This window comes from Agrobacterium sp. 20P9.1.2 (genome assembly GCF_057799395.1).
On record NZ_JBYOKI010000007.1, the window covers coordinates 103,934 to 123,542 of the forward strand.

At 57.7% G+C, this 19,609-nt stretch carries 18 protein-coding genes; 5 read left to right on the forward strand and 13 right to left on the reverse strand.

The genetic code is table 11. The annotated features are described in order from the left end of the window. Positions 1-37: 37 nt before the first annotated feature. The 4 genes from nagZ to AC27VJ_RS18950 all read right to left on the reverse strand — a co-directional run bounded on the left by nagZ (position 38) and on the right by AC27VJ_RS18950 (position 7,379). Entirely contained in the window at positions 38-1,054 is a 1,017-nt protein-coding gene (gene nagZ, locus AC27VJ_RS18935) for a beta-N-acetylhexosaminidase (RefSeq protein ID WP_488685320.1), read from the reverse strand. Positions 1,055-1,283: 229 nt separating this feature from the next. Next, the gene (locus AC27VJ_RS18940; protein ID WP_488685321.1) at positions 1,284-4,265 is read right to left on the reverse strand and encodes an SPOR domain-containing protein; all 2,982 of its coding nucleotides are present in this window, start codon (positions 4,263-4,265) and stop codon (positions 1,284-1,286) included. Positions 4,266-4,331: 66 nt separating this feature from the next. Beyond that, positions 4,332-6,089, reverse strand: a complete 1,758-nt coding sequence (gene argS, locus AC27VJ_RS18945) for an arginine--tRNA ligase (protein WP_488685322.1) — start codon at positions 6,087-6,089, stop codon at positions 4,332-4,334. 72 nt (positions 6,090-6,161) lie between these two features. Beyond that, entirely contained in the window at positions 6,162-7,379 is a 1,218-nt protein-coding gene (locus AC27VJ_RS18950; protein ID WP_488685323.1) for a deoxyguanosinetriphosphate triphosphohydrolase, read from the reverse strand. Positions 7,380-7,570: 191 nt separating this feature from the next. On the opposite strand from AC27VJ_RS18950, the gene erpA reads away from it, so the two are divergent. Both erpA and xth read left to right on the forward strand, forming a co-directional pair. Further along, positions 7,571-7,900 (forward strand): iron-sulfur cluster insertion protein ErpA, encoded by a 330-nt coding sequence (gene erpA, locus AC27VJ_RS18955; RefSeq protein ID WP_488685324.1) that lies wholly within the window; start codon positions 7,571-7,573, stop codon positions 7,898-7,900. A gap of 94 nt (positions 7,901-7,994) precedes the next feature. Beyond that, on the forward strand, positions 7,995-8,792 hold the full coding sequence (xth, locus tag AC27VJ_RS18960) for an exodeoxyribonuclease III (protein WP_488685325.1): 798 nt from the start codon (positions 7,995-7,997) through the stop codon (positions 8,790-8,792). Positions 8,793-8,888: 96 nt separating this feature from the next. Here xth and rpsD read toward each other — a convergent pair whose 3' ends face one another. Further along, entirely contained in the window at positions 8,889-9,506 is a 618-nt protein-coding gene (rpsD, locus tag AC27VJ_RS18965) for a 30S ribosomal protein S4 (protein WP_488685326.1), read from the reverse strand. A 438-nt stretch (positions 9,507-9,944) separates the two neighbouring features. Here rpsD and AC27VJ_RS18970 point away from each other — a divergent pair, with 438 nt between their 5' ends. Further along, the gene (locus AC27VJ_RS18970; RefSeq protein WP_488685327.1) at positions 9,945-10,934 is read left to right on the forward strand and encodes a TerC family protein; all 990 of its coding nucleotides are present in this window, start codon (positions 9,945-9,947) and stop codon (positions 10,932-10,934) included. A gap of 162 nt (positions 10,935-11,096) precedes the next feature. On the opposite strand, the gene AC27VJ_RS18975 is transcribed toward AC27VJ_RS18970, so the two are convergent. The 8 genes from AC27VJ_RS18975 to AC27VJ_RS19010 form a co-directional block, all read right to left on the reverse strand. After that, positions 11,097-12,614, reverse strand: a complete 1,518-nt coding sequence (locus AC27VJ_RS18975; protein WP_488685328.1) for a helicase HerA domain-containing protein — start codon at positions 12,612-12,614, stop codon at positions 11,097-11,099. 129 nt (positions 12,615-12,743) lie between these two features. Further along, entirely contained in the window at positions 12,744-13,622 is an 879-nt protein-coding gene (locus AC27VJ_RS18980) for an EamA family transporter (protein ID WP_488685329.1), read from the reverse strand. Positions 13,623-13,665: 43 nt separating this feature from the next. After that, positions 13,666-14,301, reverse strand: a complete 636-nt coding sequence (locus AC27VJ_RS18985) for a LysE family translocator (protein WP_488685330.1) — start codon at positions 14,299-14,301, stop codon at positions 13,666-13,668. A 72-nt stretch (positions 14,302-14,373) separates the two neighbouring features. Next, positions 14,374-14,661, reverse strand: a complete 288-nt coding sequence (locus AC27VJ_RS18990) for a HigA family addiction module antitoxin (RefSeq protein ID WP_488685405.1) — start codon at positions 14,659-14,661, stop codon at positions 14,374-14,376. A 124-nt stretch (positions 14,662-14,785) separates the two neighbouring features. Continuing rightward, a complete protein-coding gene (locus AC27VJ_RS18995) occupies positions 14,786-15,022 on the reverse strand; it encodes a DUF1127 domain-containing protein (RefSeq protein WP_162727800.1) in 237 nt (78 codons plus the stop codon). Positions 15,023-15,391: 369 nt separating this feature from the next. After that, positions 15,392-16,222 (reverse strand): glutamate racemase, encoded by an 831-nt coding sequence (gene murI, locus AC27VJ_RS19000; RefSeq protein WP_488685331.1) that lies wholly within the window; start codon positions 16,220-16,222, stop codon positions 15,392-15,394. After that, on the reverse strand, positions 16,203-17,033 hold the full coding sequence (locus AC27VJ_RS19005; RefSeq protein ID WP_488685332.1) for an RNA methyltransferase: 831 nt from the start codon (positions 17,031-17,033) through the stop codon (positions 16,203-16,205). The genes murI and AC27VJ_RS19005 overlap by 20 nt, the downstream gene beginning before the upstream one ends. Positions 17,034-17,110: 77 nt before the next feature. After that, complete coding sequence (locus tag AC27VJ_RS19010; protein ID WP_353575871.1) at positions 17,111-17,641, reverse strand: hypothetical protein; 531 nt, start codon at positions 17,639-17,641, stop codon at positions 17,111-17,113. A 210-nt stretch (positions 17,642-17,851) separates the two neighbouring features. Here AC27VJ_RS19010 and AC27VJ_RS19015 point away from each other — a divergent pair, with 210 nt between their 5' ends. Both AC27VJ_RS19015 and AC27VJ_RS19020 read left to right on the forward strand, forming a co-directional pair. Then, a complete protein-coding gene (locus AC27VJ_RS19015; RefSeq protein WP_488685333.1) occupies positions 17,852-19,066 on the forward strand; it encodes an NADP-dependent isocitrate dehydrogenase in 1,215 nt (404 codons plus the stop codon). Positions 19,067-19,255: 189 nt separating this feature from the next. Further along, positions 19,256-19,603 (forward strand): YidB family protein, encoded by a 348-nt coding sequence (locus AC27VJ_RS19020; protein WP_488685334.1) that lies wholly within the window; start codon positions 19,256-19,258, stop codon positions 19,601-19,603. Positions 19,604-19,609: the final 6 nt, after the last annotated feature.

Sequence of the window (19,609 nt, forward strand, 5' to 3'; positions counted from 1 at the left end):
CCGGGCCCAACATTAAAGACGCCCGGCTGGTCGCTTATCAGGCAACCGGCAGCATGGCGTTGAATTCGTCTCTGAGCGCCGCTTCATCTGCACCGTCAGCAGCCGGGAAACCAGCCTCGACAGCCCGAACACGCTCCAGAGCCTTGCCGGAAAGAACGGGTACTTCTTTCACGACCTGCAGCATTTCATCCATCACGCCGTTGCAATGCAAGACTATATCGCAACCACCCGCAACAATATTGGCAGCGCGCTCACCGAGTGTCCCTTTCAAGGCATTCATGGAGCTATCGTCGGAGATCAGCAGACCATCGAAACCAATCCGCCCTCGAATGATCTCATCGATGACGATCGGCGATGTCGTTGCCGGACGCTGCACATCGATAGCGGTAAAGACCAAATGCGCGCTCATGGCCATCAGTTCCTTGTTCAGCGCGCGGAATGGCACGAAATCATGCGCGTCCAGTTCATCCAGGGAAACGTCGACAACCGGCAATTCGTGGTGCGAATCGACCAGACCTCGACCATGGCCGGGAATGTGCTTCATGACCGGCAACATGCCACCTGCCTTTAACCCATCCGCCGCCGCCTGCCCCATGGCAGCGACCAGCGCTGGATCAAACCCGTAGGCGCGGTTGCCAATGACGTTGCTCGCGCCTTCTACAGGCACGTCCAGAACCGGCAGGCAGTCCACTGTAATCCCAAGCTTCATCAGGTCGAACGCATGCAGACGCGACATCAACCATGCAGCGCGCAGACCTTGAGCCGCATCACGCAGATAGATTTCACCCAGCGCCTGCGCGTTGGGATAAGATTGCAGCAAGGGCGGACGGATACGCTGAACGCGACCGCCTTCCTGATCGATCAGGACAGGCGCATCAGGCCGACCGATGGCATCCCGCATGGACGCCACGAGGTCCGTGATTTGCGCAGCATCACCGATGTTGCGCCCGAACAGAATGAAGCCCCACGGACGCTCGGCCTTATACAGCGCGATTTCGTCATCGGTCAGGGTGAGGCCGCTACAGCCAAGGATCATAGCTTTCGTGTCGGTCATGGATGTGTCCTGCTTGGGATGAGTTTGGGGTGTGGGATCGGGAGCGATAAAGGCCTCTCTCTCCACCGTCATCCTCGGGCTTGTCCCGAGGATCCAACCAACCCCGACATTGAATGTGGGCAGATCCTCGGGACGAGCCCGAGGATGACGTCGAGTTTATGGAAGAGCCAGTCAAAAATAAAGCCGGGACAGTAGAACCATCCCGGCTTCAATTCTTTTCAGTCTAAAATCAGCGAGCAATCAGGCAGCTGCCACCGGCAGAGCGCAGGCGCTCGCACAATGCTGCCGCTTCGTTCTTGTCGCCAGCCGGGATGCGAACGCGGTAGAACGTACCCTTGCCAGCAATTTCCGCTGCCTTGATGTCTACGCCGCGACCGCCGATGACGGAGCCGAACTTGACCGACAGGTTCTGGTAGGACTTCTGCGCTTCCGCCTGGCTCGGCAGCGAGGCAACCTGCACAAAGTAACCACCCGTGGAGGACGCGTTCGTCGTTGCCGTTGGCGCTGCAGCAGTTTCCTGTGCGGGCTGCGAAGGCGGGGCCGGGCGAACGTTGCCCTGATTTGTCACGGTCGCCACGACATTGGCAGGCTGAGCCGCCGGACGCGATGCAGGCATCGGTGCTGCCGTCTGGGCAGGCTTCGGTGCAGCGGCAACCGGAGCCGGTGTCTGTGGCTGGGCTGGCTGTGCCGGAGCAACAGGAACACGCGATGCGGAGATCACAGCCGGTGCGCCTTCTGCCGGAGCGTTAGCCTTCGGTGCGGCAAGCTCTTCAACCTTGTCCGCCTGTGGTGCGGATGCAGCAGGCGCAGGAACTTCCTGCGCAACCAGCGTACCGTCAGGCTTGACGATCATGGTGCGGACCTTGCGCGGCGATACATTGACCGGCGAACCGCCCTGATTTTCAGCGGCCTGCGCCTTCTCTTCAGGAGAGAGCAGACGTGGGTCTTCCGTTTCGCCAACCGGCGTGGAGGTGACCGCATCCATGTCTTCGTTTTCGCCTTCAAGCGGCAACTGCTCGGGGATCAGCGTGCGCTGAACCACATCGACTGGCTGCTCGTTGGTGGAAATCAGCGAAGGCTGCTTCGGGTCAACAGGCGCGCCACCGGCAACACGGTCATAAACCGCCTTATCCTGGTTTGGCACCACGCGACCGCCCGGATTTTCCGGCACGACCTTGGTCGGCTCGCTATCAGCGGAAATGATGACCGGCGCTCCGTTGGAGCCCTGCCCGCTGCCATTGCCGAACATCAGCGCGTAAGTACCGCCACCGACGAGAACGACACCCAGAACGGCTGCCATGGGAACGAACCAGCGGCGTGCGCCACCGCGTTCGTCGTCGGAGTAGCGAACCTGCTGAGCAAGATCGGTCGGCGCAATTCTTTCGCCGGATGCGCGCGTCTCTGCGGCTTCCTGCATGCTGCGGCGGAAATCCTGTTCCAGCGCGCGCTCGAATTCGTCTACTTCTTCCGGGCTCGGCTGCGGCTGGGCCTGACGAGGAGCGGCATTCTTGTTGCGATCCAGCCCACCGGAAACGGCAGGCGCGAAAAGCGTTGCCAGCTCAGTGTCGAGATCAAGGTCTTCTTCCTGACGGCGTGGCGCTGGCTTCGGCTCGAACACACCAACGGGCAGTTCCGGCACTTCCATCTCGGTGATAGTTTCCGGCTGGTCTTCCGTCTCACCGATCTGCGAAGGATCGAACGGGAGGCTTTCGAGCGTAGCAGGCGGTGCAACAACGACCGGCGTGACCAGACGTGGTGGCTCCTGACGGGCGACCGGAGGTGTCACGACAGGCTGTGGACGAACGGGCGCTGCGGCAACAGGTGCGGGTGCAGGCGGTGCTACAACAGGCTTCGGCTGAACGACCGGGGCCTGCGCAACAGGCGTTGGCTGTGGGGCAACGGCAGGCTGTGGCACTGGTGCCACCGCGACATCGATATTGGCGATTTCAGAAAGATCGATGTCGAAATCGATATCATCAAGAGCAAGCTCGAAATCATCGTCCTTGAACGCATCGAAATCGCTGAGATCAGGCTCAGACTTTGCAACACTCGGCTCAAAGGCAGGCTCTGCGCGCTTTGGCGTAACAACCGGCTGTGGCGCAACAGGCGCGGAAACGACAGGCGTCGGCGCAACGGCAACAGGCGGCGTAACAGCCACGACCGGCTCGATGCGCGCTGCTGGAGCAACGACACTACCGATTTCGTATTTCGCGACGTCGTAGATCAGCTCATCCATCGCCGACAGCTTCTGTCCGGCGGGAATGGAAGGCTCGACGTGATTTGCAGGCGCTTCCATGGGCTGGGTGAACTGCGCGGCAACCGGTGCCGGTGCAGCGACCACAGGCTCTACCTTCGGCGCAACCGGCGTCGCGCGGGGCGCGCCGAAGTTGGCCAGCGGCAGGCGCAGGCTGGAATAGTCAAGCGAAGAGCGACGGGCAATCGGCGGGGACACCTGAAGCGGAGCCGGAGCTTCATCCGCAACAGACAATTCCAGCTCGCTGGCAAGATCGATGGCCACTTCGCCAGACGTCTCCGCCATATGCTCCCAGTTCGGCTGGTGCGCTACGGATGGCTCGATGTGATGATGGACTGGAGTTTCAACGACCGGCGCGGAAACGACAGGCTCTTCATACTGAGCAACCGGCTGCTGTGGCTCGGCATAGGTTACCGGCTCAACATAGGCTGGTGCCACCTCAGGCTCTGGTTGGTAAACCGGCTCAGGAGCGATGTTGCGATGAGCGACATCGAACAAGGCCGCAACAGATTCCGGATCATCGCTGAAATCGTCACGCAAGTTGGAAGCCGCAGCGGACGCATGTTCGGCGACCAGATACTCTTCCGTTTCGGCAGGCGCATATTGCTCGACTGGCGCAGGCGCAGGCGGTGCAAGCTCAGGCTCCTTGCGGGAGAATACGGATTCGACGCGCTGCATAAACTCGCCAGCCGGAACGGGCGAACGCACGTCATTGGCCGCATCGAGCGCTACAGGCTCGTAGCGTGGCGAATCGTAGATCGCGAATTCGCGAAGCAACTCGTCTTCGAGATTGAATTCAGGCTCCCGACGCTCCGCCGGATGCTGCGCAGCCGGGGAAGCGACATGGGAAGGACGATCCTCTTGACCGACGAGACGCGCAAGCTGCGCCAAGGGATCGTTGTCGGCGAATTCTTCTGCCCGGTTATCCCGGTTATACGCGACATTTTTTTCGACCATTACGTGTTCCACCATCTACGCATCACAGCTCTTGCCAGCGTATTGTGAGCAAATAATGGTGAGATGTTATCGCATTTCGTCAGGTGCGTCCGCTCCCAAAAGCGTCAATCCAGACTTCAGTACATTTGCGACAGCATTCACCAGCCCTAACCTGGCAACGCTTAATTCTCGGTTTTTATCGTTAACAAAACGTAATTCTGGCTGATCTTTACCTTTATTCCAATGGCCATGGAAGGAACTGGCCAGATCATAGAGATAAAAAGCAAGCCGATGAGGCTCGTGATTGAGCGCAGCAGACTCAATCAGACGCGGGTATTCGGCCAGTTTAGCAATCAGCTGCAACTCATTGACATCACTGATTAAAGTCGTGCTGGACGCCATGGTCAACTGGGACACATCCAGCTCCGGAAATGCCTCGTTTGCCTGCCTGAAAACCGACTTGCAGCGCGCATGTGCATATTGCACATAAAACACTGGATTATCTTTGGATTGCTCCGTTACTTTGGCAAAATCGAAGTCCAGCGGCTCAGAATTCTTCCGATAGAGCATCATGAATCGCACCGGGTCGCGCCCGACTTCATCCACAACATCGCGCAAAGTGACGAAATCGCCGGAGCGTTTCGACATCTTTACCGGCTCGCCGTCGCGGAAAAGCTTGACCAGCTGGCACAGCAAAACCGTCAGTTTAGATTTGCCTTCGGAGACCGCCCGTGCAACCGCTTCCAAACGCTTGACGTAACCGCCATGGTCGGCACCCAGAACATAGATCATTTCACCGAAGCCACGATCATACTTGTCCTTGAAGTAGGCCACGTCAGCCGCGAAGTAGGTATAGGAGCCGTCAGACTTGATCAGCGCGCGGTCCATATCGTCACCGACTTCGGTGGAACGGAACAGCGTCTGCTCGCGGTCTTCCCAATCATCAGGCAGCTCGCCTTTTGGCGGCGGCAGCGTGCCCTTGTAGACATGACCCTTGAAGGTCAGATCGTTGATGGCAGACAGAATAGGTCCAGCATTGCCCGCATGCAGCGTGCGCTCCGAATAGAACACGTCGTGCTTCACGTTCAGCGCGGCCAGATCCTCGCGAATCATCACCATCATCGCGTCGATGGCCTTGTCCTTGACGATCGGCAGCCACTGCTCTTCAGGCATGGCACGCAGCTTGATGCCGAATTCATCTGCCAGAGACTTGCCCAGCGGCACCAGATAATCACCCGGGTAAAGACCCGGCGGAATGGCACCGACCTCTTCGCCCAAGGCTTCGCGGTAACGCAGGAAAACCGAACGTGCCAGCACGTCGATCTGCGAGCCCGCATCGTTGATGTAATATTCCTTGGTCACCTCATAACCGGTGAAGGCCAGAACATTCGCCAGCGTATCGCCCACAACGGCGCCACGGCAGTGGCCGACATGCATCGGGCCCGTCGGGTTGGCAGAGACATATTCGACGTTGATCTTCTTGCCAGCGCCGACAGTTGAGCGGCCGTAATCGACGCCCTGCTCTATCATGCCTGCCAGAAGGCGCTGCCAATAGGCGACGGATACGCGGATATTGATGAAGCCCGGACCGGCGACGTTGACGCTGTCCACGTCCTCATCCTGCTCCAGCGCTGGAACGATCAGTTCCGCCAGAGCGCGCGGGTTGGTGCCCAGCGGCTTTGCCAGCACCATGGCAGCATTGGTCGCAACATCGCCATGGCTGGGGTCGCGCGGAGATTCAACAGTAATTCGGCCGAAATCCACAGCATCGCGATGGGCTTTGACGAGGTCGATCGTCTCAAGCGCGTTTTTGATTCTGGTATCGAAATCGGCAAAAAGGTTCATCATCATATACCTGCGCGAAGGCTGTCATCTACGTCCCGGCAATATTGAAACCGGGTCTGCGGTTGCCGCTGCCTATCGTAAATCGGGGGTGTGGTCAAACAGGCGCTGATGGGCTTTCAGTGCATAACTGTCGGTCATACCGGCCAGATAATCCCCGACGTGCCGGGCTTTTGCGGCCACGCTCATGCCCGGAATGCTGTCTACCCAATAGTGGCTCTGCATTTCTGCCGGGACCTCCATATAACGGTGGAAAAGGTCGGTCACGATCTGCGTTGCACCGGCACGGATGCGCATGATTTCCGCATGGCGGTAGATATGCGCAAACAGCAGCTTCTTGATCTGCCTGTCCGTCTCCGCCATCTCGGGCGAGAACGTCGCCACGGTGTAATCGGCACCACGAATATCCGCGGCAGATTTCGGCTTCAGCTTGCTCAGGTTCTGCTGCGCGACGCCGATAACATCTTCCACCATGCGGGTGATTTGCCGGCGCATGATTTCATGGGCGAAGCGGTCGTCTTCGAGGTTGGGATATTTCGCTCGCACTTCCGCCATCAGGCCGCTGAGGAACGGCACCTCCTCAAGCATGTCGAAAGTCAGATAGCCCGCCCGCAGACCGTCATCGATATCATGGGTGTTATAGGCGATGTCATCTGCAATAGCTGCAACCTGCGCCTCCAGGCTAGCGAAAGTGCCGATCTCCAGGTCCTGCAATTGGCAATATTCGAGGATCGGCAGCGCAACGGGGCCATGATCGCCCTTCGCGTTTTCACCGATCAGCGGGCCATTGTGCTTCACAAGCCCTTCCAGCGTCTCCCATGTCAGGTTGATGCCGTCATATTCCGCGTAGCGACGCTCCAGCTTGGTAACGATGCGCAGCGACTGGGCATTGTGGTCGAAGCCGCCATAGGGCTTCAGCACCGCATCCAGCGCATCCTCGCCGGTATGGCCGAAAGGTGTGTGGCCAAAGTCGTGAACCAGCGCCACGCCTTCCGCCAGATCCTCATCCAGCTTCAACGCGCGTGCCAGCGCACGGGCGATCTGCGCGACTTCCACCGTATGAGTCAGCCGGGTGCGATAATGGTCACCATCCGGGCTGATGAAGACCTGCGTTTTGTGCTTCAGCCGCCGAAAGGCAGTCGTGTGGACAATGCGATCTCGGTCACGCTGAAAATCGGAGCGCGTGAGGCTGGAGGCCTCCGGAAACAGCCGCCCGCGTGTCGTCCATGGATCGGTGGCATAAACCGCCCTCTCTCCGCTTCCGAACCCCAATGCGCGCTGATCGATAATCATTCCGTATCCTGCTGAACTTTATCCCACGGTCTTGCCATTGACCTTTTCATCTACCCTTCATACCTATCCCGAAGGTTGTCGCAAAGCGTCATCGCTGCGCAACAAGGCTATAGACCGTTAATTTGACTGGTTTATAATCGCGTTTATACAAACATAGCTCTCCGGTTCTTGACGCCGGTTGGAGAAATCACATGACAACACCGATTACACTTTCCGAATCCGCCGCAAAACGAATCGCCCAGATCGTTGCAGCTGAAGAGGGCAAACAGGCTCTGCGCGTCTCCGTCGAAGGCGGCGGCTGCTCCGGCTTTTCCTACAAGTTCGATCTCGATGGCGCCCCGACGGACGACGATCTCGTCATCGCCCGCGATGATGCCAAGGTGCTGATCGACAGCATGTCCGTGATCTACATGGAAGGCTCGGAAATCGACTTCGTCGACAACCTGCTCGGCCAGTCTTTCCAGATCAAGAACCCGAATGCGGTTGCAAGCTGCGGCTGCGGCACCAGCTTCTCCATTTAAGCCAGCCTTCATTCCGCCTGTTGAAACCGTGAAAACGGGTGGCATTCGCCAGCACTTGGTTTAAAACGGACTCCATCACACAATGGAATGTCCGATGAAGATTGCCACCTGGAACATCAACGGCGTCAAGGCGCGCATCGAAAATCTCTGCCAATGGCTGAAGGATTCGAATCCCGATATCGCCTGTCTTCAGGAAATCAAATCCGTCGATGAGAATTTCCCGCGCCTGGAAATCGAAGCCCTTGGATATCATGTGGAAACGCATGGCCAGAAAGGCTTCAACGGCGTAGCGCTACTATCGAAGATGATGCCGGATGAGGTCAATCGCGGCCTGCCGGGCGATGATACCGACGAACAGGCCCGCTTCATCGAAGGCGTGTTTTCCGTCAATGGCGGCGTTATCCGTGTCTGCTCGCTCTACCTGCCCAATGGCAACCCGCCGGATGATCCGGTCAAGTACCCTTACAAGCTGGCATGGATGGAGCGCCTGCACCGTTTTGCAGAGGACCGCCTGCTGCTGGAGGAGCCGCTGATCCTCGCAGGCGACTACAATGTCATTCCCGAGCCATTCGACTGCTACGACCCGCGCGCGTGGGAAGGCGACGCTCTGTTCCTGCCGCAGACCCGCGCCTCTTTCCGCAGGTTGGAAAACCTCGGGCTGACGGACGCCGCGCGCACCACAACGGACGAAGCTGGCCTCTATACCTTCTGGGATTATCAGGCGGGCGCATGGCCCAAAAACAACGGCATCCGCATCGACCACCTGATGCTGTCCTCGGAAGCAGCGGACAAGCTGCAATCCGTCTCCGTCGAAAAGCACGTCCGCGCCTGGGAAAAGCCTTCTGATCACGTTCCGGTCTGCGGCTATTTCGACTTCAAGGTAGCCAGTTGACGTTTCACGATACCGGCAAACGTCTTTCTCTTCAAAAACCGCCCAACAAAAAAGCCGCCTCGAAAGGCGGCTTTTTCTATAACTGACACGCGTTGATTAACGCGAGTAGAATTCGACCACGAGGTGCGGTTCCATGACGACTGGGTATGGAACGTCAGACAGAGCTGGTACGCGAGCAAATGTCGCAACCATCTTGTTGTGATCGACTTCAACGTAGTCAGGAACGTCGCGTTCTGCGAGAGCAACAGCTTCGAGAACGGTTACGAGCTGCTTGGACTTCTGGCGAACTTCGACAACGTCGCCGACCTTGCAACGGTAAGAACCGATGTTGACGCGAACGCCGTTAACCGTGACGTGGCCATGGTTTACGAACTGGCGAGCAGCGAAAACGGTCGGTACGAACTTTGCGCGGTATACGATCGCGTCCAGACGGGACTCGAGCAGACCGATCAGGTTCTCGGATGTATCACCCTTGCGACGGTTAGCTTCGTCGTAAGTTGCGCGGAACTGCTTCTCGCGGATTTCACCGTAGTAGCCCTTGAGCTTCTGCTTGGCGCGCAGCTGCGTGCCGAAGTCGCTCATCTTGCCCTTGCGGCGCTGGCCGTGCTGGCCTGGGCCGTATTCGCGACGGTTTACCGGGGACTTAGGACGACCCCAGATATTTTCGCCCATACGGCGGTCAATTTTATACTTAGACGATTCGCGCTTGCTCATCGTATTTCCTTTCAGAAAGTTACACCGGTTTGTTGCCAAACCGGATCAAGGAAACACGCCCTCCTCTGAAGTCCGTTTTGGGACCTCTGACAGGTTTCTCACATTTGCGAACGGAGAAGCCACGGGACATGTCAGTGATGTCGATTACCGAACGTCGTTCAAGAACCACAAGGCAACCAACTAAATACACCGAGCATTGCTGCCCGGTGTTGTGGGGCTTCTAGGTTCCCTTCATAAAAATGTCAACGAGAAAAAAGTGGCGACACACCCTTGAAATGGTGTTCAGCCACATTATTTGCTTTCCGTGATCAGAACTCGGGCCCCTCTGGCGTATTACCGGACAATACGCGATGTCGAGTTTCTTAAGGTTGGGGCCACGTTTATATCAATCACGTTCCCCATCCGTAAAGCCAACCTCGTCCGGCTAAAGGTTGACTGATGGACTTCCTCTTTTCGGATTTTCTCGGCACGCCCACATGGATGTGGGCCGTCTTCATTTCTCTCGTATTGGGTCTTCTCGCTCTCGATCTTGGTGTTCTGCATAAGAACTCCAAGGAAATCGGCATGCGCGAAAGCCTCCTGATGTCCGGCTTCTATATCGCCATCGGCTTGGCCTTCGGCGGCTGGATTTGGTACCAGTCCGGCCAGCAATCGGCCATGGAATATGTCACCGGCTTCGTGGTCGAAAAAAGCCTGGCGATGGACAATATTTTCATCATCGCCATGATCTTCTCCTACTTCGCCATTCCCCGCCAATATCAGCACCGCGTGCTGCTGTGGGGTATCCTCGGCGTCATCGTCCTGCGCGGCATCATGATTGCGGCGGGCGCTGCCATCGTCGAAAACTTCCACTGGGTTCTTTATATCTTCGCGGCGTTTCTGGTCTTTACCGGCCTCAAGATGCTGTTTTCGTCAGACCATGATGAAAACGATATCGGCAACAACAAGATATTGAAGTTCCTGCGCCGTCACCTGCCGGTGACCAATGCACTGCACGGCGAAAAATTCATCGTCAAGGAAGTCGATGAAAAGACCGGCAAGCTGAAGACCTTCGTGACGCCGCTGTTTCTGGCGCTGATCATGGTCGAAATCGCCGACCTTATCTTCGCAGTCGATTCGATCCCGGCGATCTTCGCGATCACGACCGATCCGTTCATCGTCTACACCTCGAACATCTTCGCGATCCTTGGCCTGCGTGCGCTCTACTTCGCCCTGGCCGCGCTCATACACCGCTTTGCGTATCTGAAATATGCGCTGGCTGCGGTTCTGGTCTTCGTCGGCTCGAAAATCTTTGTGGCTGACATGCTGGGCATCGCCAAGATACCACCTGCCCTGTCGCTGGGCATCACCGTCACCATTCTCGTGACGGGCGTCGTCGGCTCGCTGCTGGCTACGCGCAAGGAAACGAAGACAGTCGACAAGGTTTAAGGACGTTTGATCGTGATGAGGAAAGGCGGGGAAACCCGCCTTTTTTTTGCTCCACCGTCATCCTCGGGCTTGTCCCGAGGATCCAATCACGTCGAGAAAACTACAACGTGGCAGATATCAGGGACAGGCCCGAGCATGAAGAGGATGAGGGTGCCTTGCCGCCTACTCAGCCGCCAGCTTCGCAATATCCTCAGCCGCATCCGCATCGCCGGGTGCGGTTTTTGCGTCGAGATCAGGAAACGCAACGATGCGCTTGCCGGAGAAATCGGCGTGGACCACCACGAGTTCCTTTTCCTCGAAATAGCCGAGCAGCATGCGCGCACGTCGCGCCGAATGCGTGCCATAGGCGCGGGCAATGCGGGCATCAGACGGGCAAGGTTCCTGCGCAAGTGCGGCCTTCACGAGAAGCAGGAACACGCCCTGCAAATCATCGGAAACGTTCTTCGAAAGATCGAGCGCCTTCTGCCAGTCTTCGCTGGCCGCCATGTCAGCATCCACGCCGGAACGGGTGATGGCCACTTGCCGTCGGAATTCCGAGAGCGCCATGGGCGTGCCGGGAATGCGGCGCATGCGGGCGCGCACCAGAAATTCCTGATAGAGCACAGCGTCGGTTCGATAGGCCGATTGCGGATCGTCCATAATTTCGGTCAGCACTAGAGAAATCTTCTCGGTCCGCTCTTCCGATGACATTTCGGGCTGGCTGCTGCGTTGCGGCTGCTGCGGTTCCGGCCCGCCAATAGCCGGCGTGGAACGCGAAAGCTCCGCCAGAATATCCGTGGTCGGGCGCGGTGCCGGAGGGGTGCGACGCACGGGTGCGCGGTTGAACTCCTCCGGGTCGGGCGTGAAGATCAGGTCTTCGACATCCTGCGGTGAATCCGGCAGCGGCATCAGCTTCGGCGAGGAGGACCGCGCCGAAGTCTCGACGTTGCCAATCACGATCGGCAGCGGGCGGCGCGACAGAGCGGGTCCAAGCGCGACGAAATTGCCGCGCTGCAAATCGCGGAACATTTCCGCCTGACGGCGATCCATGCCGAGAAGATCGGCAGCGCGCGCCATATCGATATCGAGGAAGGTGCGGCCCATCAGGAAATTGGAGGCTTCGGCAGCGACGTTCTTGGCAAGCTTTGCCAGACGCTGCGTGGCGATAACGCCCGCCAGACCGCGCTTTCGGCCCCGGCACATCAGGTTGGTCATCGCGCCCAGCGACATCTTGCGCGCGTCTTCCGTCACCTCGCCTGCGACCGATGGCGCGAACATCTGCGCTTCGTCCACAACGACCAGCACCGGATACCAGAACTCGCGGTCGGCATCGAAGAGACCGTTGAGAAAGGCGGCTGCGGCACGCATCTGCTGCTCGATATCGAGCCCTTCCAGTGTCAGAACGCAGGAAACGCGGTGCTGCCTGATGCGGTTGGCAATGCCAGCAAGCTCTGCTTCGGTGCGTTCACCATCCACCACCACATGGCCGAACTTATCGGCCAGCGTGACGAAATCGCCTTCGGGATCGATGATGACCTGCTGTACCCACGGCGCAGATTGCTCCAGAAGGCGGCGCAGCAGATGCGATTTGCCGGAACCGGAATTGCCCTGCACCAGCAAACGCGTGGCAAGCAATTCCTCGATATCAAGCTTGGCCACCTGCCCGCCCGATAGGGTTCCCATGTCGATACCGACCTGCAATTTAACAATTCCCTGCGCTGCGAATGGATAACCGCCGATTCGTTGAAACGACCGCGAACGTCTCCCTTAGCAAAAAAATCAGCGAATGACCTGTGGCGTCAATGCAATGCACAGGGAATATCGCCGACCTCAGGACGCAATGCGCCGCAACGACAGGCGACGTCCGAACACATTCAGTGCCAGCCCCGCCACCACCAGCGTACTACCAATGATTTCCAAGAGCGTGATTTCCTCGGCAAAAGCGAAATAGGCGCCAAGAAAGCCGACGATCGGCACCAGAAGCGAAAATGGCGCGACAGTGCCTGCGGGATAACGCAGCAGGAGGAAACTCCAGATGCCAGCGCCAACGATGGTCGCACCATAGGCCATATAAACCACGACCAGTACCGTCATCAGGTTGGCGGACGCCAATCCTGCCGAAATCGCCTGCGTACCTTCCAGCACCAGCGAAAGCGCGACTAACGGCAACACCGGCACGAGGCTCGTCCAGGCCACGAAGGAAACGGCATTGACGCGCCCGACCTTGCGATTGACGATATTGCCGATGGCCCAACTGAAGGCAGCGCCGACGCACATCAAAAGCGGCACCATGGCGCTGATGTTGAGGCGCTCCAGACCGATGACGGCCAGACCGCCGAATGCCACGGCGGCACCGGCAACATGTGATTTCAGCGGAATTTCACCCAGCAATGTGACCGCCAGCGCCATGGTGAAGAAGGCTTGCGCCTGCATGACCAGCGACGCCAAGCCAGCGGGAAGCCCCCATTTGATGGCCGTATAGAGCAGACCGAACTGCGCACAGCCCATGACCATGCCGTAGATGACCATATGCGGCCACGGCACTTTGGGGCGCGGTAAAAAGAAGACGAGCGGAAGGGCGGCAAAGAAGTAGCGCAGGGCCGTTAGAAACAAGGGCGGCATATCCATGACGCCGACCTTGATGACAACGAAATTGAAGCCCCACAAAAACACGGTTACGAGGGCGAGAAAGATATGCGGCACTGCCATTTTGTTTTTATCCAATCGGGTGCCGCATGGGATTGCGGCGTTCTTAACCGGCGGCGCGCTTCCAACCGGCAGTCAGCAGGCCAGCACCGATCAGCAGGCTGCCGCCTGTACGGTTGACGATGCGCTGAACATTGGGCTTGCGGATGGTGTTGCGGGCAGCACTTGCCAACAGTCCATAAAGCGCCGCGTTGCAGGTGGCAAGCACAAGAAACGTCGCTTCGAAGATCAAGACTTGCGGCCAGAAGGGCTGTGTCGGCACCAGAAACTGCGGCAGGAAGGCCACGAAAAAGACGATGCTTTTCGGGTTCAGCGCGGTGACGACATAGGTATGCACGAAAATCCGCAAGGGGCTTTCCTTAGCCGTACCATCGGACGCATCCACCCCCTGCCCCATGACAGGCGCACGCCACAGCTTGATACCGAGATAGATTAGATAGGCAGCGCCCACCCATTTCAGCCCGGTAAACAGAGCAGCCGATGTAGCCAGCAAAGCGCCAAGCCCCAGCATGGATGCCGTCATCGCCGTAAAATCACCCAGCGCAACACCCGCCACCGTGGCGGTACTCGCCTTGCGACCGTGCCCCAGCGCATAGGAAATAACCAGAAGGATCGTCGGGCCCGGAATTGCGAGCATAACGGCAGATGCGGCCGCAAAGGCCAGCCAGTTTTCAATCGGCATTGGAACGTCCTCCGAGTATCGAGAACCGGAGCAAGCCACCAAGCCGAAAGGATATCAAGCGCTAATTTCTGATTACACCGCCTTGTCATCCAGTGGGCGCACGGGCGGTTGGTGACGCTGCATGGCCTGCGCCAGATCGTAATTCGCCTGCATGGCAAGCCAAGCCTTGGCAGTGCTGACACCGGCGCGTTCAAGGCGCAAAGCCAGATCGGGACTAATTCCTGCCCTACCGTTCAAGACGCGAGACAGCGAAACGCGCGAAATGCCCAGCCTGTTTGCGACCTCAGTCACCGAAAGCTCAAGCGCGCCGATGACGTCTTTCCGCAATAATTCGCCGGGGTGAGAAGGAGATTTTATCATCATATCGCTCCTTCAATAATCTCGGACGTACTGGCAAATTTCTAATGCTCGCTCAAAGATACGTCTGAACGACGTTACGTCCAGCAAAAACCCTCCGCCAGCAAGCCGACGGAGGGCTATCCCCTCAAAAGCGCGGGAACCAGGGTGGTATCAATGGCTGGCCCGGCAAAGGTCCCTTGACTGGCAGGCCGACATCGCGGCGCATGCGGTCGGACAGGTGCGAGACATGCGTGCGCACGCGTCGCTTTTGCCATGCCACGACCAGCACGGTTTTTAACGTCGTCCAGACACCGAAATGGCGGACCAGATCATCAACCGCTTTCGAAACGTCATTTACACGCAAAGATTGTTCATTGGACATAGGAAATCCGCCCCGGCGCGATCAAGCGACCAGGTCCTTTCGTGATGAGAAAAGACGCAAGAGCGACGGACGCAGCTAGGCTGCTACGACAGATCGATTTGCAACGTGTTTAGTGTGTGAAATGCCTTGAGGCAGAGAAAAGCCTGAGAACAGGACTTTTATCGGAGGGATGCGCCAATAATCACGGTCAACACCGTTGGCATCCGTCGAGCTACGCCAGAGAGGCAATGATGCATAAATGTAGTCATGTAACGCCTCCTGATGGTTTGAGTTGCGAGCCTGAGTTTTGTGACACAGCTCTTTTCAGATTTCAAGATGCGCAATCTCGAATTGCAATCGATAACGACAATTGATGTAAAAATACAACAATCACGCCGCGGGCGAGGCGATCTTCAGTCCGAAACCCTGCATCAGGCGACGCGTAGTGAAGTCCGGCTGGCCTGAGGTGAAGAGCGCGAAGTCAGATCCTTCGGGATGCTCCACCCCGTGCACGAGCTCTACCTTTCGCCGCGCTTGCCGGGCAATCGCTTCCGCCGGGTCCAGCCAGTCCACCGGCCATGGGGCAAGGCGACGGAAAACATTGGCCATGAAGGGGTAATGCGTGCAGGCCAGCACAACGATATCCGTTCGCCTGCCCTCTTCCTCGATAAAGCATGGCGAAATTTCCGCCAGAACAGCCTCGTCCGAAACCGGCTCTCCGCGAATCCACGCCTCTGCCATGCGGGCGAGATTTTCCGAGCCGACGAGGCGCACATGGCATTGCGAGGCGAAGGACTGGATGAGATCGCGCGTATAGGCACGCTTTACGGTGCCGGGTGTGGCCAGAACGGAGACAAGACCTGAGCGCGTGCGCTCTGCTGCGGGCTTGATGGCGGGGACTGTGCCCACGAAGGTCATGTCAGGAAATTTCTCGCGCAGAGCCGCACCAGCCAGCGTAAAGGCCGTGTTGCAGGCGACGATACAGATTTCGGGTTGATGGGTTTCGATCAGGCGGGCAAACAGCGACAGAAGCCTGTCGCGCAAGGCGTCTTCTTCCCAGCCGCCATAGGGAAAGCCAGCATCGTCGGCAATATAGATGAAGCCGCGCTCCGGCATCAGCACCCGCGCTTCGCGCAAAACAGTCAGCCCACCGATGCCACTATCCAGCATCAACACAGGCTTAAGTATCGTCTCTACGGTATTATGCGTTGTCGCCGTCATCTTTCACTACGCCCTCATCTGCATATGGACCGTTGCTGCCACGCGGTGTCTGGCGGCCATATTTGTCGAAAGTGCCGAAAACGCCGCGCAACACGCTGATTTCCTGCGAGGTCAGCGCCCGGCGAGACAGGACGGCCCGCAGGTTTTCGATCATCCGCTGCTTCTTGCCTTCCGGGCGGAAATAGCCGCGCGCGTCCAGCGCCTCTTCCAGTTGTTCGAACAGACCGTAAAGCTGCTCTTTCGTCGCCTGCTTCTGCTCAAGAGGTTCGAACAGCGTCTGGCTCAAATCTTCCATGCCTGACTTCATCCATTCATAGGACATCAGCAGCACGGCCTGCGCGATGTTGAGCGAGGCAAAGGCGGGATTGACCGGAAAGGTCACGATTTCATCGGCCAGCGCTACCTCTTCATTGGTCAGGCCCCAACGCTCGCGCCCAAAGAGGATGCCGGTTTTCTCACCCGACTTGAATTTGACGCGCAGCGTTTCAGCCGCAACGACAGGCGCACGCACCGGCTTGAAGCCATAACGCTCCCGCGCCGTTGTCGCATAGGTGAACTGCAGATCAGCCGTCGCTTCTTCGATGGTGTCGAACACCCGCGTATTATCGATGACGTGATCGGCCTTCGAGGCAGCAGACCGCGCCTTCTCATTTGGCCAGCCATCACGCGGATTGACCAGCCGCAGCTCGGCCAGACCAAAATTGGCCATGGCGCGCGCCACCATGCCGATGTTTTCGCCCAGCTGGGGTTCGACAAGAATGATTGCCGGACCTTCTGCCAGAAGCTCAAGCTCGCTGTTTGTACCTGCCATAGTCGCCTTCCAATATTTCGGCGTTTCACTGGCATAGTTTTCTGGACAAATCAAAGGCAGCGGCCCGCGAAAGCGGCTTATTCGCCCTTGATGATGTTTGTCATCTCCTGAACGACGGAATCACGGCCCTCGTCACCCACGCGGTGGATGTCGTTGATCACAGGCTTGCCGTCTTCCTCGATCACGTCGAAATTAACCTGATCGACTGTCGCCTTCATCTCGGCCTCATCCATGCAGGCCCACAGCTTGAACTTGACGGTGACATCCGTCACGCCATCCTTGGCCGGCGCTGGCGTGATGCTGATGTCCTGCAACGGGCAGCCATCCTGCGAATTGGTGACCACGTCATATCCGAAGGGGTCGCCTTTATCGCCGCTCTCCACATCGGATGCAGGCTTCTTGGACGCTTCGCGGTACTGCGCCACGAAGGCTTTGCTGAACAGCGTCGTCAGCAGGTCCTCATCGAAGATATACTTCCAGTCATCCGCCTCGCCCGACCAGTTCTTGACGGTGATGTCCATCACCTTTTTAACCGGCTCCGTCGGGTCTGCCGCAAAGGCGTTGGTCGCAAAGAGAATGGCGGCGGTGGCGAGCAGAATGTTCCGCATGATGATGTCCTGGCACGGGGCTTACCCTACGTAAGCGATTCGCCAGACTTTAATTCGCGGATGGTTTTTGGCAATGAGTCTCAGGTTGTTTTAGAACCAAAAAAGCATGTCTATGGCTTTGCCTTCGACGCTCACGATGCTATAGCGCCACGGGATATTTTTTGCATATCGCGCCCTCCCGGCGCAATCGTTCTCGAAGGTGAGGAATTCATGACAAAGATCAAGGTAGCCAATCCGGTCGTCGATCTCGACGGCGACGAAATGACCCGTATCATCTGGCAGCTCATCAAGGACAAGCTGATCCTGCCTTACCTCGATCTGGATATCGAATATTACGATCTTTCCGTTGAAAACCGCGATGCTACCAACGACCAGGTAACGGTCGATGCGGCCCACGCCATCAAGAAGCACGGCGTCGGCATCAAGTGCGCGACAATCACGCCAGACGAAGATCGCGTCAAGGAATTCAACCTCAAGCAGATGTGGAAGAGCCCGAACGGCACGATCCGCAACATTCTCGGCGGCGTTATCTTCCGCGAGCCGATCATCTGCAAAAACGTACCGCGCCTCGTTCCCGGCTGGACCAAGCCTATCGTTGTTGGCCGTCACGCTTTCGGCGACCAGTACAAGGCAACCGATTTCAAGTTCCCCGGCAAGGGCAAGCTGTCCATCAAGTTCGTTGGTGAAGACGGTCAGGTCATCGAGAAGGACGTGTTCGACGCGCCCGGCGCTGGCGTTGCCATGGCCATGTACAACCTAGACGAATCGATCCGCGAATTCGCCCGCGCATCCATGAACTATGGCCTGATGCGCAAGTGGCCGGTCTACCTGTCCACCAAGAACACCATCCTCAAGGCCTATGACGGTCGCTTCAAGGATCTGTTCGAAGAAATCTACCAGACCGAATTCAAGGCGAAGTTCGACGAAGTCGGCATCACCTATGAGCACCGCCTGATCGACGACATGGTTGCATCTGCTCTGAAGTGGTCCGGCGGTTACGTCTGGGCGTGCAAGAACTACGACGGCGACGTACAGTCCGATACGGTTGCGCAGGGCTTCGGCTCGCTCGGCCTGATGACCTCCGTTCTCCTGTCGCCAGATGGCCGCACGGTGGAAGCTGAAGCTGCGCACGGCACGGTTACGCGCCACTACCGCCAGCATCAGAAGGGTCAGGAAACCTCGACCAACTCCATCGCCTCGATCTTTGCCTGGAGCCGTGGCCTCGCCCACCGCGCCAAGCTGGACGACAATGCGGAACTCGCACGCTTCGCCTCCACGCTGGAAACTGTCTGCGTCGACACCGTCGAAGCCGGCTACATGACCAAAGATCTGGCCCTGCTCATCGGCCCCGACCAGCCTTGGCTCTCCACAACGGCGTTCCTCGACAAGATCGATGAAAACCTCAAGAAGGCCGTGGCTGCCTGATAGGCCATTCGTCCTTTTTAGACACGATACCCGCGTCACCGATGCGGGTATTTTTTTGCCCGGATGCCGCCCACCAGCCGCGACATGTGCCGTATGATTGCTGATGACAGAAATGTTATAAACTGGTAATGTAGCTACAGATGAAAGTGCCCGAATACATAATAAATGCTCTTCTCGAGGGTGGTTATAATGGGACTTTTGGATGGACTGGGAAATATCATTGGCGATGCGCTGAGCGGAAAGTCAGTCAATCTGGCCGCCGTTGCCAGTCAACTTTTTCAAAATGCCGGTGGCCTGCAAGGCATAGCCGACCAGTTGAACCGAGCGGGTCTTGGCGAACAGGTCGCCTCATGGATAGGCACTGGCAATAATCTCCCCGTCTCTGCCGAGCAGATCAAAGCAGCCTTATCATCAGAGCAATTGCGCAGCCTGGCTCAATCCTTCGGGGTTGATATCGACCAGCTGCCACAGATCCTTGCCGAACATTTGCCCAAGGCAATCGACAAGGCCAGCCCCGACGGCGTTCTTCCGTCCTGAATGGCG

Bases quoted from the DNA above. Each gene is read 5' to 3' on its own strand.
- nagZ (WP_488685320.1), bottom strand. From the start codon at position 1,054: ATGACCGACACGAAAGCTATGATCCTTGGCTGTAGCGGCCTCACCCTG.
- AC27VJ_RS18940 (WP_488685321.1), bottom strand. From the start codon at position 4,265: ATGGTCGAAAAAAATGTCGCGTATAACCGGGATAACCGGGCAGAAGAA.
- argS (WP_488685322.1), bottom strand. From the start codon at position 6,089: ATGAACCTTTTTGCCGATTTCGATACCAGAATCAAAAACGCGCTTGAG.
- AC27VJ_RS18950 (WP_488685323.1), bottom strand. From the start codon at position 7,379: ATGATTATCGATCAGCGCGCATTGGGGTTCGGAAGCGGAGAGAGGGCG.
- erpA (WP_488685324.1), top strand. From the start codon at position 7,571: ATGACAACACCGATTACACTTTCCGAATCCGCCGCAAAACGAATCGCC.
- xth (WP_488685325.1), top strand. From the start codon at position 7,995: ATGAAGATTGCCACCTGGAACATCAACGGCGTCAAGGCGCGCATCGAA.
- rpsD (WP_488685326.1), bottom strand. From the start codon at position 9,506: ATGAGCAAGCGCGAATCGTCTAAGTATAAAATTGACCGCCGTATGGGC.
- AC27VJ_RS18970 (WP_488685327.1), top strand. From the start codon at position 9,945: ATGGACTTCCTCTTTTCGGATTTTCTCGGCACGCCCACATGGATGTGG.
- AC27VJ_RS18980 (WP_488685329.1), bottom strand. From the start codon at position 13,622: ATGGCAGTGCCGCATATCTTTCTCGCCCTCGTAACCGTGTTTTTGTGG.
- AC27VJ_RS18985 (WP_488685330.1), bottom strand. From the start codon at position 14,301: ATGCCGATTGAAAACTGGCTGGCCTTTGCGGCCGCATCTGCCGTTATG.
- AC27VJ_RS18990 (WP_488685405.1), bottom strand. From the start codon at position 14,661: ATGATAAAATCTCCTTCTCACCCCGGCGAATTATTGCGGAAAGACGTC.
- AC27VJ_RS18995 (WP_162727800.1), bottom strand. From the start codon at position 15,022: ATGTCCAATGAACAATCTTTGCGTGTAAATGACGTTTCGAAAGCGGTT.
- murI (WP_488685331.1), bottom strand. From the start codon at position 16,222: ATGACGGCGACAACGCATAATACCGTAGAGACGATACTTAAGCCTGTG.
- AC27VJ_RS19005 (WP_488685332.1), bottom strand. From the start codon at position 17,033: ATGGCAGGTACAAACAGCGAGCTTGAGCTTCTGGCAGAAGGTCCGGCA.
- AC27VJ_RS19010 (WP_353575871.1), bottom strand. From the start codon at position 17,641: ATGCGGAACATTCTGCTCGCCACCGCCGCCATTCTCTTTGCGACCAAC.
- AC27VJ_RS19015 (WP_488685333.1), top strand. From the start codon at position 17,852: ATGACAAAGATCAAGGTAGCCAATCCGGTCGTCGATCTCGACGGCGAC.
- AC27VJ_RS19020 (WP_488685334.1), top strand. From the start codon at position 19,256: ATGGGACTTTTGGATGGACTGGGAAATATCATTGGCGATGCGCTGAGC.